Here is a 14058-nt window from a genome sequence, read left to right as displayed (position 1 = left end):
GCGCCGTGATCGTCCACTGGAAGCCGATGCCGTCGATCTGCTCGACGCCATCGAGGGTTTCGGCCACCAGCACATCGCTTCCCAGCGACGTATGCAGTCGCAGGAAGCGCTGAGCGTGTGACGGGCCGGCCAGTGCCGCCCGCAGGTTGTTTACCAGTTCCATGGTGTTTCCCCGACGTCCCGGACTTCAAGGTGGTCTGCATGCGACGTACGCATCGGTTGCCTCCGCTTCCCGCTTCCGCGTGGCCTGCGCCCCTTCCGGGCCGCAGGCACACACGGCGATCAGGCCGCCTGGACGATCTCTTCCAGCTGCAGGCGCACGCCTTCGCTGATCTTCAGGCGATAGTCGCGGCCACCGGCGGTGATCTGCACTTCACGCGCATTGCTCACCAGCTGCGGCTTGCCCACGACCGGGGCATCCATGTGGATGCGCCAGGAACCGCGGCTGATCTGCGCAGCGATGTTGCGGGCATCCTGGCGGGCAGCCGGCACAGCGGTGTCCAGCAGTTCGATCACGTGTTCCGGACGCAGCCGGTTCCACGAACGGACGCGGTCCAGCTCACGACCCAGGCCCAGTTCCAGGCTGTCGCAGTGGTTCAGGGCTGCTTCGCGGTCAAATCCAAAGAATTCCATCAGCGTTCTCCTTTTGCTCAGTGTCATGACACTTTGTATTTGAAGTCACCCTTCTTGCCGGCGGTGACCTTGATGGCGTTGATCCGGTTCCCCTCGGCCATTGCTGCCAGCACGCTTTCGGCGATCTCCGGCAGCAGGGTTCCATTGAGGATGTGGTCAACGTTGCGCGCACCCGAGTCCACTTCGGTGCAACGTGCAAGCACGGCCTCCACCAGGCTGTCGTCCCAGCTGAAGGTGGCCTTGTGATTGGCGATGACGCGGTCGCGGATGCGGCCGAGCTTGAGCGTGATGATCTGCACCAGCACGTCATCGTTGATGGGGTAGTACGGCACGACCTTCAGACGGCCGAGGAAGGCCGGTTTGAAGGTACGCATCAGCACCGGGCGCAGGGCCTCGCCAAGCGCATCGGCTGCGGGGATTTCCTCGGCCGGCTTGTTCAGGCAGGCCTGCATGATCTGCGAGGAACCGATGTTGGAGGTGAGGATGATGAGCGTGTTGCGGAAGTCGATCTCACGGCCTTCGGCATCATCCATCACGCCCTTGTCGAACACCTGGAAGAACATTTCCAGCACGTCTGGATGCGCCTTCTCGACTTCGTCGAGCAGCACCACGCTGTACGGGTTGCGGCGCACCGCTTCGGTCAGCACGCCACCCTCGCCGTAGCCGACGTAGCCCGGCGGCGAACCCTTCAGGCCGGACACACTGTGTGCTTCCTGGTATTCGCTCATGTTGATGGTGACCAGCTTGCGCTCGCCGCCGTACAGGATGTCGGCCAGGGCCAGCGCGGTTTCGGTCTTGCCGACACCGGACGGACCCACAAACATGAACACGCCGCGGGGCTTGTTGGGGTCTTCCAGCCGGGCCGTGGCGGTACGCACGCGCTGGGCGATGGCGTCCAGCGCGTGGTCCTGGCCGATCACGCGTTCAACCAGCAGGTTGCCCAGCGTGCGCACCGTGCGGATCTCGTCCTTCACCATGCGGCCCAGCGGAACACCGGTCCAGGCAGAGACGATTTCGGCCACCACCGTGCCATCCACCTGCAACGGCACCATCGGGGTCTCACCCTGCAGCTCGCGCAGCTCGGCCTGCAGGCGTGCCAGCTCGGCATGCTGCGGCGACTGCACGGGCGCCGCCTTGCCACGCTTGGCGGCAGGCTTGGCGACGGCGACATCACCGTCGCCGTCATCGGCGGCGCCATCGCGCTCGACCGGCTCCGGGCTGCCCTGCTCCAGCTGCTGGCGCAGTGCGGCGATCTTCGTTGCCAGGTCGCGTTCGCGGCCGAGGCGTTCTTCGTTGCTGGCCAGTACCGCCTGCGCTTCGCTCTGCTGGACATGCAGTTCCGCCAGGCGCTCGCCATGGTCGCTGCCGCCGGCGGATTCGCGTTGCAGCGCGCTGATCTCGGCGTGCAGTCGATCCAGGTGCTTGCGCGTGTCTTCGATGATGGCCGGCGTGGCACTCTGGCCCAGAGCCACCTTGGCGCAGGCCGTGTCGAGCACGCTGACCGCCTTGTCCGGCAGCTGGCGGCCGCTGATATAGCGGTGCGACAGGCGCACGGCTTCGGTCACGGCTTCGTCCAGCACGCGGATGTTGAAGTGCGATTCCATCAGCCCGACCATGCCACGCAGCATGGCGGCAGCCAGTGCTTCGGTGGGCTCCTCCACCTTGACCACCTGGAAGCGCCGCGCCAGGGCGGCATCCTTCTCGAAGTACTTCTTGTACTCGCTCCAGGTGGTAGCTGCGATGGTGCGCAGCTCGCCGCGGGCCAGTGCCGGCTTCAGCAGGTTGGCCGCATCGTTCTGGCCAGCCGTGCCACCGGCACCGATCATCGTGTGCGCTTCGTCGATGAACAGGATGATCGGATGCGGGCTCTTCTTGACCTCATCGATGACGTTCTTCAGGCGGTTCTCGAACTCGCCCTTGACGCTGGCACCGGCCTGCAGCAGGCCCATGTCCAGGGTGTGCAGCTCGACGCCCTGCAGCACATCGGGCACGTCCTTGTCGGCGATGCGCTTGGCCAGGCCCTCGACCACGGCGGTTTTGCCGACGCCGGCTTCGCCGGTGAGGATCGGGTTGTTCTGGCGCCGGCGCATCAGGATGTCGACCACCTGGCGGATCTCGCCGTCGCGGCCGATCACCGGGTCGATCTTGCCCTCGCGTGCGCGCTGGGTGAGGTTGGTGGTGAACTGGTCCAGCGCCGGGGTCTTGGACAGGCCGCCCTTGGCCTCCCCTGCCCCCACTTCGTCGCCTTCGGCCGGCTCGCCGGTCGCCGACGCATCGGCGAAGCGGACGGTCTGCACGGCTTCCTGCGAACCTTCGGTCAGCTTGGCGAAGTCGTGCTTGAGCTCATCGCGCTTGAAGCGCACGAACAGCTTCGAGCCGCGGTAGGCCAGCTGCGCCAGGTCGGGCTCGGTCAGCAGCGCCAGCAGCAGGTGGCCGCTGCGGATGCGGGTGGTTTCCGAATCCAGCGATGCGATCAGCCAGGCATGTTCGAACAGCTTGGGAATGTGCTGGGAAAACACCGGCGTGCGGCTGTTGCCGTTCTTGAACTGGCTGATCTCGTCGTTGAGATCGCGCTCCAGCGACTCGGGCAGAATGCCGCTGCGGCGCGCGATCAACACGAAATCGCTCTGCGGCTGCTCGAGCAGCGCCAGGAACAGATGTTCCAGGTCCACCTCGTAGTTGCCGCGCGCCATGCACAGGTTCGCGGCCCGCTCGGCCGCCTGGCGGCAGGTGTCGTCCAGCTTGCTGATCAGGGTTTTGAGGTTGATGCTCATGCGGAAACGCGCACTCCTTGCTGGAACCGTTCAGGGGCCGGCGGCACAACGGCCACCGGCAGGTTGTCATTGCAGCGTGTGGATGCCATAGGTGGTGTCCTCACGCGAAGTCACCTGCGGCTGGGTGCAGAGGTAGCTGTCCCAGCCAAGGCGGGCGCCACCGCCACTGCCGAGTGCGCTGCCCTGCACATCCTCGGCACGCAGCACCAGCCGTACTTCGTATTCAAGAATGCCGCCGGTCAACAGCGACAGCCATTTGGCCAATGCTTCGGCAGCGCTGCCGCCGGGCAGGAAATCATCGAATTGGTCGCGGCGCAGCGGGCCGATGCGCAGGCGCAGGCGCAGGTCGCGCTGCCAGACCCGGTCGCCGGCCAGTGCGCTGGCGCCAAGTACGGCGTTGGCCTGGCCCAGGCGGGTTGCCTGCCCCGCCGGCACCCGGTACCACGCGCCGACGAACTGCTCCACGTGCAGGGGCACCTTGAAGTAGTCCGAAAGCACGCGTTGCATCAGCGCTGCCGACACCGGCCGCTGGCGCACCGCACCGGCGTAGTAGGCCACCGCTTCGTCAAAGATGTCGCCCTTGCCCTCGTGGAGGCGATCGCGCAGCTCGCTCATGCCCATACCGAGCAGCGACAGCACCAGCGGCAGGAAACGCTCGCGCCGGTCCAGTTCGTACTGCACGGCCAGGCGATGCTTCTTCCAGGCGGCATAGTGCAGCGACACCGCGCGGCTTGAGAAGATGTCCAGGAAGGCGCGTGCCGTGCGATCGCGCTGGTACAGCTCGCGCAGCTGCAGGGTTTCGGTGTAGTGCAGCGGCAACGCGCCGGCGGTACCGAGCAGGCCCATGAACTGCGGGGTCAGGTGCACTTCGGCGAGCGTCTCGCCGTGCAGCGCCTCCTCGATCGCCTCCTGCCCCTGCAGCCGGTCGCCCTGCAGCGAATAGACCTCGCCCTCTGCCGAGAGTTCGGTGGCCGGGAAGCCCAGCGAGAGCGAATTGCGGAAGCGCACCCGCATGGGTACGGCCTGGCCGGGCTTGACGCCCTGCCGCTGGAACACCTGCTCAAGGACCCGGACCGCCTGGAAGAACTGGAAGCGGTGGGGCTCGGCGAGCAGCTGCTGGGCTACGCCAGGATCGATTCGCCGCTGCGCGCTGGGCATCGGACGATCTCCTCCCCGCTGTCGCTGGACACCAGCACCAGTCGGGTAAAGCTGTTGGCATGCACGTACAGTGCAAAGAAGTGGTCCATCACCTGGGCGAAGGCGGCCACACCGGTACCCACGAAATGGGCTTCATTGAGGGTCAACCGGATCTCCAGGCCACGGACCACCGAGGCGAACTGGCGGCCGTGCATCCAGGTGGTGACCGGGGTCTGTTCCAGTTCGAGGATGCCGTCGATCTGGCGCGCCGAGACGTTGCTGCCCGACAGGTCGTACAGGCGCAGCATCTCCTTCAGCGCAGGCAGGCCACTGGCCGTCAGCGAAAGCTGGTTGAGGGAAAGATGGGAGATAAGGCGCCATTGGGCATTGCGGCCATGGCGGAAGCGCAGCGGCTTGGTCGGCTTGCGCAGCAGGCTGATCGCCTTGGCCGGGCTGCCGCCCTCGATGTTCAGGTCGCCGCCGGCCACGCCGAAGGCGAGCTGGTTGGGCAGGTCACGATTGCTGCAGGTCAGTTCCAGGCTGACGGTATCGGTCTGCGGCAACACCGGGTTGAACGCCAGGTCGACGAAGCTGATTTCCGTCTCGAAACCCGGGCTCTGCCGCGCGACGTCCTCATCACGGCGCGCCACCCAGTACTGGCCGGTGCGCTCGGGATCTTCACCGTGCTGCAGCGAATAGAACGGGCGGAACGCCTGGATCAGCTCGCCCTGCGGGGTCTGCCGGATGCGGTGTACCGAATCGATCGAATGCACCTCATAGGCGAACGCGCGACGCGCATCGGCCAGCACCGGATAGTTGACCGTGCGATGGGTGACCCGGATCGGCTCTCCACTGGTCTTGAACAGGTTCACGATGGGCGTGCAGCCCAGGCGCAGGTTATGCGGCCCCAGCTCCTCCAGCACCATCGTGCCGTTGCGGTCCTGCCCCTGCGCGTTGAGCACCAGGTGCAGGGTGAAGCGACGGCTCGCACTGGCGATGAGTGCAGGCAGGTGCAGATCGACGAAGCCGAACTTCTCCGGATAGGCGAACAGTTCGGTCAACAGGCGATAGGCCGGATGGGATCGCGCCGGGAAATCGATCAGCGCCTCGTTGTCGGCGAAGCCGACCGGGCTGAGCGGCACGGTATCCAGCCGGCGCCAGCGGCCATCGCCGTCGGACTCGACGTATGCCGCCTTCACACCCAGCATCAGTGCGTCGCGCAAGGCAGCGCGCACCGACGGCTCACCATCGAGGAACAGGCGGAGGTGATCGGTGCCCAGCTGATGGAAGCCCAGCTGGTCGGACAGCAGCTGGAAACCAAGGGAAATCTGTCCGCCGGTACCGGCCGGCAGGGTCGTCGCCATCGGCGCATCGGCCACGCTGCGGTAGACCACCTGCTGCACGCCGATCGGCGCGAGCACGACGTCATAGGCGGTGCGGAAATCGCAGGGCACGCCGCGAACCGGGCGGCTCTGCAGGGCGGTGCCGCGCGGCACCCGCACCGGGGCGCTCAACTTGGACGCCACCCCTTCCATGTCGAAGCAGGCGATGGAACAGGACGGGAACGGCCGCAGGTAATGCGGGTACAGGACGTCCAGCAGCGCATCGGTGAATTCCGGGTAGTCATCCTCGATGCGCTTGGAGACGCGTGCGGTCAGCAGTGCGAAGGCTTCGATCAGGCGCTCGACGTGCGGATCCTGGCTGCCGTCGGCAGAGAGCTGCAGGCGGCCGGCGATCTTCGGATAGCGCTCGGCAAACTCCCGCCCATAGCGACGCAGGTAGCCCAGCTCACGCTCGTAGTAAGGCAGCAGATCCTGCATCAGGCGGCCTGCGTACGACGTGCGCGGCTGACCTGGTACTGCAGGGTCGAAGGCTGCAGCATCGCGTCGAAGCTGACCGGCTCGCGGGCCGGCTCCAGGTCGAGCAACGCATGGATGGTGAAGTGCAGGCCACCTGCAAACTGGTTGCCTGCATCCAGGTGGACATTGACATTGCGCAGGCGCCGCTCATGGCGCGCCACGGCCTGCTCCAGTGAACGACAGATCGCAGCGCGATCGTACGCATTGGCCAGGCTCATCGCCGAGAAATCCGCCAGCCCGTAGGTCAGCAGCGATTGACGGCAATTGGGAAATTCCTTCATGTCCCCTTCCTGGAACGCGGCGCGTGAATTCAGCAGCCCCTCCAGGTCGCGGGCAATGGATTCCTTGTACCGCTCGAGCGAAACGGACTTGAATACAGGCCCGCCGGCCGGTTGCTTCGGCGCGTCGTCGAACAGTTTTTCCAGCAGGCTGGGTTCGAGTCCCTTCATTGGACGATCCACTCAGGTTCGGCATCCGTGCGGGCGGCAGCGGTGCAGCAAAGGCGAGGCCGTTCCTGGCCTCACCTGACGATCAGACTGCGATGGCGCACAAGGCGCCATCGCAGCGACACAACATCAAACGGTGTAGTTCGGGATGTTCTTGGTTGCGCTCCACTGTGCCACGGTCTTGCCACCAACTCCGCCTTCCGGCTTCTGCTGCTGGTAAGTCCACTTGATGGCGCCGAAGCTCAACTGAACAACTTCCTGCGGCATGCCTTCCTTGTCCACCGTGGTGGTGACGCGGTGGACCAGCACGTTCAGCAGCTCGATCATGTAGTAATTGATCGCGTTGCCGTCCTTGTCGGCGCGCATGAACTGGATCTGCGCCTTCGGGAAGGTGGTGCCGTTGGAAGCGGCCTGGTTCAGGGCCGTGGAGGCGAGGTCGATCGACTTGGTGATTTCGATCGGGGACAGGTTCACGCGGGCTGCGGTGGTGCCGCCGGAGGTCGACGCGGTGGCCGAACGCGGCTGCAGCAGGTCCTGCGAGAACGACTGGATTTCAATCCAGTCCTTGTGCTTGTCGTCGTGCGACTCGCCCTTGATGGTGTCAATCGAGAGGAAAGCGTGTTGCATATCTGGTCTCCTAAATTCCGTTCTTCCGTGAGATTTGGTGTGCCAGGCGGGGGCCTGGCGGTTAAGGGGGGCTACGCCCTCTTGAAATAAGCGTCACTGCAATCCGGGGGGTGAACTCCCCTGGACGCTTCAGGTACTGCAAATCGTTACGACTTCTTCGCGGACGCCGGCAGTTCGGCGACCAGACGCAACGAGACAGACAGCTCATCGAGCTGGAAATGCGGCCTGATGAAGGCCACCGCGCGGTAGACACCGGGCTTGCCCGGCACCTCCGAAACCTGCACAGATGCCTCGCGAAGCGGGAACTGGGCCTTGGCTTCCTGGGAGGCGTTGTCGTCCAGCAGCACGTACTGGGCGATCCAACGGTTCAGGAATTCCTCGACGTTCCCCGCCGATGCGAAGCTGCCGATCTTCTCGCGCATCATCGCCTTGAGGTAATGGGCGATGCGCGAGACCGCGAAGATGTACTGCAGCTGGGCAGACAGGATCGCGTTGGCATTGGCCGAATCGGTGTTGTACTTCTTCGGCTTCTGTGCCGACTGGGCGCCGAAGAACGCGGCGTAGTCGGTGTTCTTGCAGTGCACCAGCGGCATGAAGCCGAGGTCACTGAGTTCTTTTTCACGACGGTCGGTGATGGCCACCTCGGTGGGGCACTTCAGCGCCACTTCACCGTCGTCGGTACGGAAGGTATGGGTCGGCAGGTCTTCGACCAGGCCGCCACCTTCCACGCCACGGATGGCCGCGCACCAGCCAAAGCTCTCGAACGCCTGGGTCAGGCGCGCGCCCATGGCGTAGGCGGTGTTGCACCACAGGAACTTGCTGTGGTCGGCCGCTTCGATCTCCTCAACGAAGTTGAAGCCCTCGACCGTGGTGCCATCCTTCGGGTTGTACGGCAGGCGGCCGAGGAAGCGCGGCATGGTCAGGCCGACGTAGCGGCTGTCCTCGCTCTCGCGGAACGACTTCCACTTCGCGTACTCGACCGTGTCGAACACCTTGGCCAGATCGCGGGGCTTGCCCAGATCGGTGAAGGTCTCCAGGCCGAACATGCCTTCACTGGCGGCGGAGATGAACGGCGCGTGCGCGGCAGCGGCGACGTGCGACATCTGTTCGATGAAGTACATGTCCTCCGGCTGGCGGCCGAGGAAGTAGTCACCGATCAGCGCGCCGAACGGCGCACCACCGAAGGTGCCGAACTCTTCTTCGTAGACCTTCTTGAACAGCGCGCTCTGGTCGAAGTCGATGGCGGACTTGAAGTCCTTCACCAGGTCCTTCTGCGGCGAATTGAAGACCTTGATCTTCATGTTCGGGCCGGTGGAGGTCTGCTGGCACAGGTAGTGCAGGCCACGCCAGCTGCCTTCCAGCTTCTGGAAGGACTCGGCGTGCATGACCGCGCTGAGCTGCTCGGAGATGATCCGGTCGATCTCGGCGATGCGCGCGTCGAGCGTCAGGTTGAGGTTGTCGGAGACCACGACGGTGCCGTCCAGGACTTCCTTCGCCAGGGCGGCGATGATGTCCTTGGCGCGGTCGTGCTCGGTCTGCGACTTGGCGACCTTGCTCTTCTCGACGATCTGGTCGAGAAGACCGACGTCTTCCAGTTCGGTGGCCTGGGTGGCCAGTTGGCTGGCTTCGGCTGACATCGATCAGTCCTCCTTGGTCGCGCCGAGCTGCTTCAGCTGCTCGGTGTTGTTGAGCACATCGGTCAGCAGATCTTCCAGCTTCTCGTTGCCAGCCAGCTTGTTGCGCAGATCGGCCAGCTTGGTACGCGATTCGAGCAGTCGGCGCAGCGGTTCGATCTGCTGCACGACGGACTCGGGACGGAAGTCATCGATGGAGTTGAACTTCAGCTCGACACCGAATTCGCCGCCCTCGTTGCTGATCTTGTTCGGCACGCGGTAGACCGCGCGCGGCGCGACGCCTTCCATCACTTCATCGAAGTTGTCCAGGTCAACGTTGACGAACTTGCGGTCCTTGACCTTGGGCAGCGGCTGTTCCGGATTGCCGCTGAAGTCGCCCATCACGCCGACCACGAACGGCAGTTCCTTCTGCTCGATCGCGTCACCCTTTTCGACGTCGTAGGTGAGCTGGACGCGCGGCGGGCGGATCTTCTGCAGCCGCTTCTGGATGCTTTCCTTCTTGGCCATGTGTGTCTCCTGACTGGGGCCGGTTCCGGATCAGTTGCCGATGTTCTGGAACGGATCGGAGTTGTTCGAACGGGCAGCGGGCTTGGCCGGCTGGGCGGCGGGCTGACTTGCAGCCGGCGGAGCCGAACGCGTCGTGCGGGTGCGGGCGCGGGGCTTGGGCTTGGGCGTCGGGTCGGCGAGGATCGCGTCACCCATCGTGGTGCGCAGGGTGTTGGCCAGCGTCTGCGCTTCCTTGCGGGCGGTGTCCGATGCCAGTGCACCACGGCCCTGCAGGCGCGTCAGCGACTGGTTGGCAACGCGGAAGCCCGCAACGGTGATCACGCCATCGGCAACCAGATCTTCCGGGTCGCGCTGCAGGACTTCTTCGGCTGCCACGATCGCGCGCGCGTACTGCCCCTGGTCGAACTGCAGCTGCGCGATGCGCACCCACGGTTCCTTGCGGGTCGGGTCAGCCTTGGCGGCTTCCTCGAACGCGGTGATCGCCGCATCGGCGCCACCCACGGTCACCTGCGCCTCAGCGTTGCTCAGCGTCGTCTCGAACGGAACGACTTCTGCCTTCTTCGGCGACGAGGAGCAGGCAGCAAGGCCCGACAACAACATCAGCGCGAACATCGGCCGGTACACAGCCTTCCCCATTGCCTTCACTTCCATAGTGATCCCTCGTCGAAATTAATTCCTGAAGGAAGCCGAATCTCCGCGGGTACAACGCACGGGATTCCTGCCCCATTCGCCGGAAGTGTACATTCGCGAATACGCATCGGTATAGTGAATTTCGTCAAGAATATGGCGGATTTGCTGGACACATTCTTCACATGCCGATGTGATATTCGCGAGGAAAACACGCTGTTTGCGTGACTTTGAACCCACCATCAGAGCCCATCCAACCACATGAATGTGCAGCCCCTCTCATTTCAACGCGTGATATCCGTCACGTTTTTGACGCTGATAATCTCCTCTTCCCTTTCCGGTTGCGCCTCTGACAGCAAGCTGGGCAAGGCGATGGACAAGACCCTGCAGGTCGTCGGCATCCGCGAGGACAAGCCAGAAGCCCCGCCGGTCATCCCCCTGCGCCTGTACGCTGGCACCAACCTCAATGCCGGTAACGACAAGCGCGCCTCCGCAGCCGTTGTGAAGATCTACCACCTGCGCAGCCTTCACCGCTTCGAACAGGCCCCCTTCAATGCCTTCCTCGACCAGGCCGGCGAACAGGCCGCACTGGGCGCGGACCTGCTTTCGGTCAATGAAGTGGTGCTGACCCCCGGGGCGCGGCAGGAATTGTCCGAGCAGTTGAGTGAAGGAAGTGCAGTCCTCGGCGTGGTGGCGCTGTTCCGGGCCCCGGCCGAGAACCGCTGGCGCCTGGCCTTCGACACCAAGGGCAAGACGCTCCCCCAGGACGGCGTCACCATCGGCGTGCATGCCTGCGCGTTGACCAGTGACAGCAAGGCCCTGTTGACGCGGATCTCCGGCGATCCCGGCAGCCTCGCATCCATCCGCTGCGCGGGGGCAAAGTGAATGGCTGCCAGAATTCTGGCACTCGAATTCCACGATGGGATAGTATCTGCGTCGCGAGGCCAGGCCTCGAACAAGTAAATATGTGGGGTGTTTCACACTTTCACATTGAAGCGCCGGGCAGCTGTCATCCTGCCGCACGATAACGGCGGCGCCGCTCGCTGGCGCGGGCTTTTTTTTCAAGCTATTTCCAAGGATTGAACGTGGCTTATGTAAGCAGGATGTCGAAGGTTCTCTGGGGTGAAGGACTGTTCCTGCGCCCCCAGCATTTCCAGCGCCAGGATGCGTACCACGAGGCGCGACTGCAGGACCTTTCCCAGACGCTGCACCCGTATGCATGGGGCGCGCGTCGCGTACGTTTCGATCCACACGCGCTGTCCGGTGGCACCCTGCGCCCGCTGGACCTGTCGGCGGTGTTCCCCGATGGCGAAACCTACGACGCCCCCGCCCACGACAGCCTGCCCGACGCGGTGTCGCTGCATGAGCTGCCGCCCGGCATCCAGAGCACCGTGGTCTATCTGGCGCTGCCCCTGCTGCGTGACGATGGCGCCAACTGCGCTGACGCCGAAGGCACGGTGCTGGCGCGGTACCGCCAGGCCAACCGGGACACGCAGGACCTGTTCACCGACGCGGTCGAGGCTGAGCTGTCGTACCTGAGCAAGGCCGTGAAGCTGCTGACCGACGACCAGCCGCGCGATGCGTACAGCACCGTCGCGGTGGCGCGCGTGCGGCGCACGTCCAGTGGCGGCTTCGAGCTGGATGACGAGTTCATTCCGCCCTCCGCGCAGCTGCAGGCTTCGCCGTTCCTGCACCGCGAACTGCGTGCGGTGCTCGATGCACTGCAGGCGAAGGTGGATGCGCTTTACGGCCTGCACCGGCAGACGTCGCAGAACATCATCGAGTTCCGCTCGGGCGACATCGCCTCGTTCTGGCTGCTGCACACCATCAACAGTTCCTTCAGTGCGCTGGCCCACCTGCTGCACCATCCGCAGCTGCATCCCGAGCGCCTGCACCAGGAGCTGCTGCGCATGGCGGGCGCACTGCTGACCTTCTCCAACGCCTACCAGCTCAGCGACCTGCCGGTGTACCGCCACGACCAGCCGGAAGCTTCGTTCCGCAAGCTGCTGGAGATCGTCCGCGCCCTGCTGGATACGGTGATCTCGACGCGCTACTTCAAGATCGCGCTCAACGAGGTCAAGCCGTCCTACCACCTGGGCCGGCTGGACTCGCAGCGCATCGACGGCGAGGCCTCGTTCTACCTGTCCGTGTCGGCATCGATGCCGGCGCAGGAGCTGATCCAGAGCGTCCCGGTCCGCTTCAAGGTCGGCGCGCCGGACGACGTGGAGAAGTGCGTGCTGTCCGCGCTGCCGGGCGTGAAGCTGGTCCACGCGGCGCAGGTGCCCGCGGCGATTCCGGTGCGCCCGGGCAGCCACTACTTCGAGCTGGATGCACGCGGCGCACTGTATGAGCGCATGCTCAAGTCGCAGTCGCTGATGATCTACGTGCCGGCCGGCATTGCCGAACTGAAGATGGAACTTGTGGCGGTGACCTCATGATGAATTCCCCCCTGCCCCCGACCCCGGGCCCGATGCCTTCGCTGACCGCCAACGGCGCGATGGCCAACCCCACGCCGCAGGCCGCCAACCCGCAGAGCCTGCAGGACCTGATGTCCGACGGCTTCTACCTGCTGCTGCTGCTCAAGCGCGGCCAGCTGCCGAACGATGCCGAAGGCTTCGTGCAGACCGTGCAGAAGTTCCTTGATGGCGTGGAACGCAATGCGATGCGCCTGGGCGTGGCCTCGGAAGATGTCTATGCCGCCAAGTACGCCTTCTGTGCCGCCGTGGACGAGGCGATCCTGTCGCAGCCGTCGCAGCTGCACGAGACCTGGGAGCGCAACCCGCTGCAGCTGCGCATGTTCGGCGAGCACCTGGCCGGCGAGCACTTCTTCGATCGCCTGGAAGAATTGCGCCGCCAGGGCGCCGCGCGCCTGCCGTCGCTGGAGGTCTACCACTACTGCCTGCTGATGGGCTTCGAGGGCAAGTACCGCCTGGAAGGCACCGAGAAGCTGGGCTACCTGACCGCGCGACTGGGCGATGAAATCGTCTACCTGAAGGGCAAGCGCCACGGCTTTGCACCGCACGCGCTGCCGCCAGACAACGTGCGCCACAGCCTGCGCCGCGTGGTGCCGTTGTGGCTGCCGGCGGTGGTGGTGGGCTGCTTCGGCATCGTTGCCTTCTTCGGCGTGCGCACGTACCTGGGCCACGAGACGCGCCAGCAGCTGGCCGCCTACAACGACGTGGTGCAGATGCCCGAGCGCACCGCCCACATCACGATTACCCTGCCATGAGCCTGATGATATGGACATCCCAAGCTCCTCCCTGCTTGCATCCCTCGCCTCGCTGTCGCACCGCGAACGCCTGATCCAGCTGCAGGGCCCCGAACAGGGCCTGGTGGTCGAGCGCTTCGAGGGCACCGAATCGGTCTGCGGCGACAACCGCCTGCAGATCGACTGCCTGGCGACTGACGCCTTCCTCGACCTGGCGCCCTGGTTGGAACAGCCGCTGACCCTGCAGCTGCGCCAGGCCGACGGCGCGCTGCGGCAGTGGCATGGCCTGTGCACCGAGGCCGCCCAGCTGGGCAGCGATGGCGGCCTGGCCCGCTACCGCCTGATCCTCGAACCCTGGACCGCCCTGCTGCGCCTGCGCCGCAATGCGGTGATCTTCCAGGACCAGGACACCCGCGCCATCTGCGAGCAGATCTTCGGCGACTACCCGCAGGCGGCGTTCCGCTTCGACGTGCAGGCCGAACTGCCCGTGCGTGCGATCACCACCCAGTACCGCGAAACCGACTGGGCGTTCGTCACCCGGCTGCTGGCCGAAGCCGGCCTGGCCTGGCGCATCGAGCAGGCGCAGGGCGATGAGGCCGCACATAC

Annotated in this window: 13 protein-coding genes; 4 read left to right on the top strand and 9 right to left on the bottom strand. The window is 65.0% G+C overall.

Annotated elements, in window-relative coordinates; all coding sequences use genetic code 11:
- Window positions 1–282: 282 nt before the first annotated feature.
- The 9 genes from QMZ26_RS20555 to QMZ26_RS20515 all read right to left on the bottom strand — a co-directional run bounded on the left by QMZ26_RS20555 (window position 283) and on the right by QMZ26_RS20515 (window position 10253).
- A complete protein-coding gene (locus QMZ26_RS20555; RefSeq protein WP_108758440.1) occupies window positions 283–633 on the bottom strand; it encodes a hypothetical protein in 351 nt (116 codons plus the stop codon).
- A gap of 23 nt (window positions 634–656) precedes the next feature.
- Entirely contained in the window at window positions 657–3407 is a 2751-nt protein-coding gene (gene tssH / locus QMZ26_RS20550; RefSeq protein WP_108758439.1) for a type VI secretion system ATPase TssH, read from the bottom strand.
- 66 nt (window positions 3408–3473) lie between these two features.
- Complete coding sequence (gene tssG, locus QMZ26_RS20545; protein ID WP_079222219.1) at window positions 3474–4565, bottom strand: type VI secretion system baseplate subunit TssG; 1092 nt, start codon at window positions 4563–4565, stop codon at window positions 3474–3476.
- Window positions 4529–6364 (bottom strand): type VI secretion system baseplate subunit TssF, encoded by a 1836-nt coding sequence (gene tssF, locus QMZ26_RS20540; protein WP_283222511.1) that lies wholly within the window; start codon window positions 6362–6364, stop codon window positions 4529–4531. The genes tssG and tssF overlap by 37 nt, the downstream gene beginning before the upstream one ends.
- Window positions 6364–6852, bottom strand: coding sequence for a type VI secretion system baseplate subunit TssE (gene tssE, locus QMZ26_RS20535; RefSeq protein WP_283222510.1), 489 nt, complete (start codon window positions 6850–6852; stop codon window positions 6364–6366). The genes tssF and tssE overlap by 1 nt, the downstream gene beginning before the upstream one ends.
- Before the next feature lie 126 nt (window positions 6853–6978).
- Complete coding sequence (locus tag QMZ26_RS20530; RefSeq protein ID WP_200732669.1) at window positions 6979–7476, bottom strand: type VI secretion system tube protein Hcp; 498 nt, start codon at window positions 7474–7476, stop codon at window positions 6979–6981.
- A gap of 146 nt (window positions 7477–7622) precedes the next feature.
- The gene (gene tssC, locus QMZ26_RS20525) at window positions 7623–9113 is read right to left on the bottom strand and encodes a type VI secretion system contractile sheath large subunit (RefSeq protein WP_079222223.1); all 1491 of its coding nucleotides are present in this window, start codon (window positions 9111–9113) and stop codon (window positions 7623–7625) included.
- 3 nt (window positions 9114–9116) lie between these two features.
- Window positions 9117–9617, bottom strand: a complete 501-nt coding sequence (tssB, locus tag QMZ26_RS20520; RefSeq protein ID WP_079222224.1) for a type VI secretion system contractile sheath small subunit — start codon at window positions 9615–9617, stop codon at window positions 9117–9119.
- 30 nt (window positions 9618–9647) lie between these two features.
- Window positions 9648–10253, bottom strand: a complete 606-nt coding sequence (locus tag QMZ26_RS20515; RefSeq protein WP_234458370.1) for a tetratricopeptide repeat protein — start codon at window positions 10251–10253, stop codon at window positions 9648–9650.
- Between the two features lie 252 nt (window positions 10254–10505).
- On the opposite strand from QMZ26_RS20515, the gene tssJ reads away from it, so the two are divergent.
- The 4 genes from tssJ to QMZ26_RS20495 form a co-directional block, all read left to right on the top strand.
- Window positions 10506–11129 (top strand): type VI secretion system lipoprotein TssJ, encoded by a 624-nt coding sequence (gene tssJ / locus QMZ26_RS20510; protein WP_079222225.1) that lies wholly within the window; start codon window positions 10506–10508, stop codon window positions 11127–11129.
- A 218-nt stretch (window positions 11130–11347) separates the two neighbouring features.
- Entirely contained in the window at window positions 11348–12682 is a 1335-nt protein-coding gene (gene tssK, locus QMZ26_RS20505; RefSeq protein ID WP_079222226.1) for a type VI secretion system baseplate subunit TssK, read from the top strand.
- A complete protein-coding gene (gene icmH, locus QMZ26_RS20500) occupies window positions 12679–13473 on the top strand; it encodes a type IVB secretion system protein IcmH/DotU (RefSeq protein WP_174208688.1) in 795 nt (264 codons plus the stop codon). Before tssK ends, icmH begins: the two co-directional genes overlap by 4 nt.
- A gap of 10 nt (window positions 13474–13483) precedes the next feature.
- Window positions 13484–14058 (top strand): type VI secretion system Vgr family protein (locus tag QMZ26_RS20495; protein ID WP_283222509.1); only part of this gene is annotated, 575 nt, incomplete at its 3' end.

The organism is Stenotrophomonas sp. PFBMAA-4, from assembly GCF_030053215.1.
Lineage (GTDB): Bacteria > Pseudomonadota > Gammaproteobacteria > Xanthomonadales > Xanthomonadaceae > Stenotrophomonas.
This window is presented reverse-complemented; position numbering and strand designations above follow the sequence as displayed.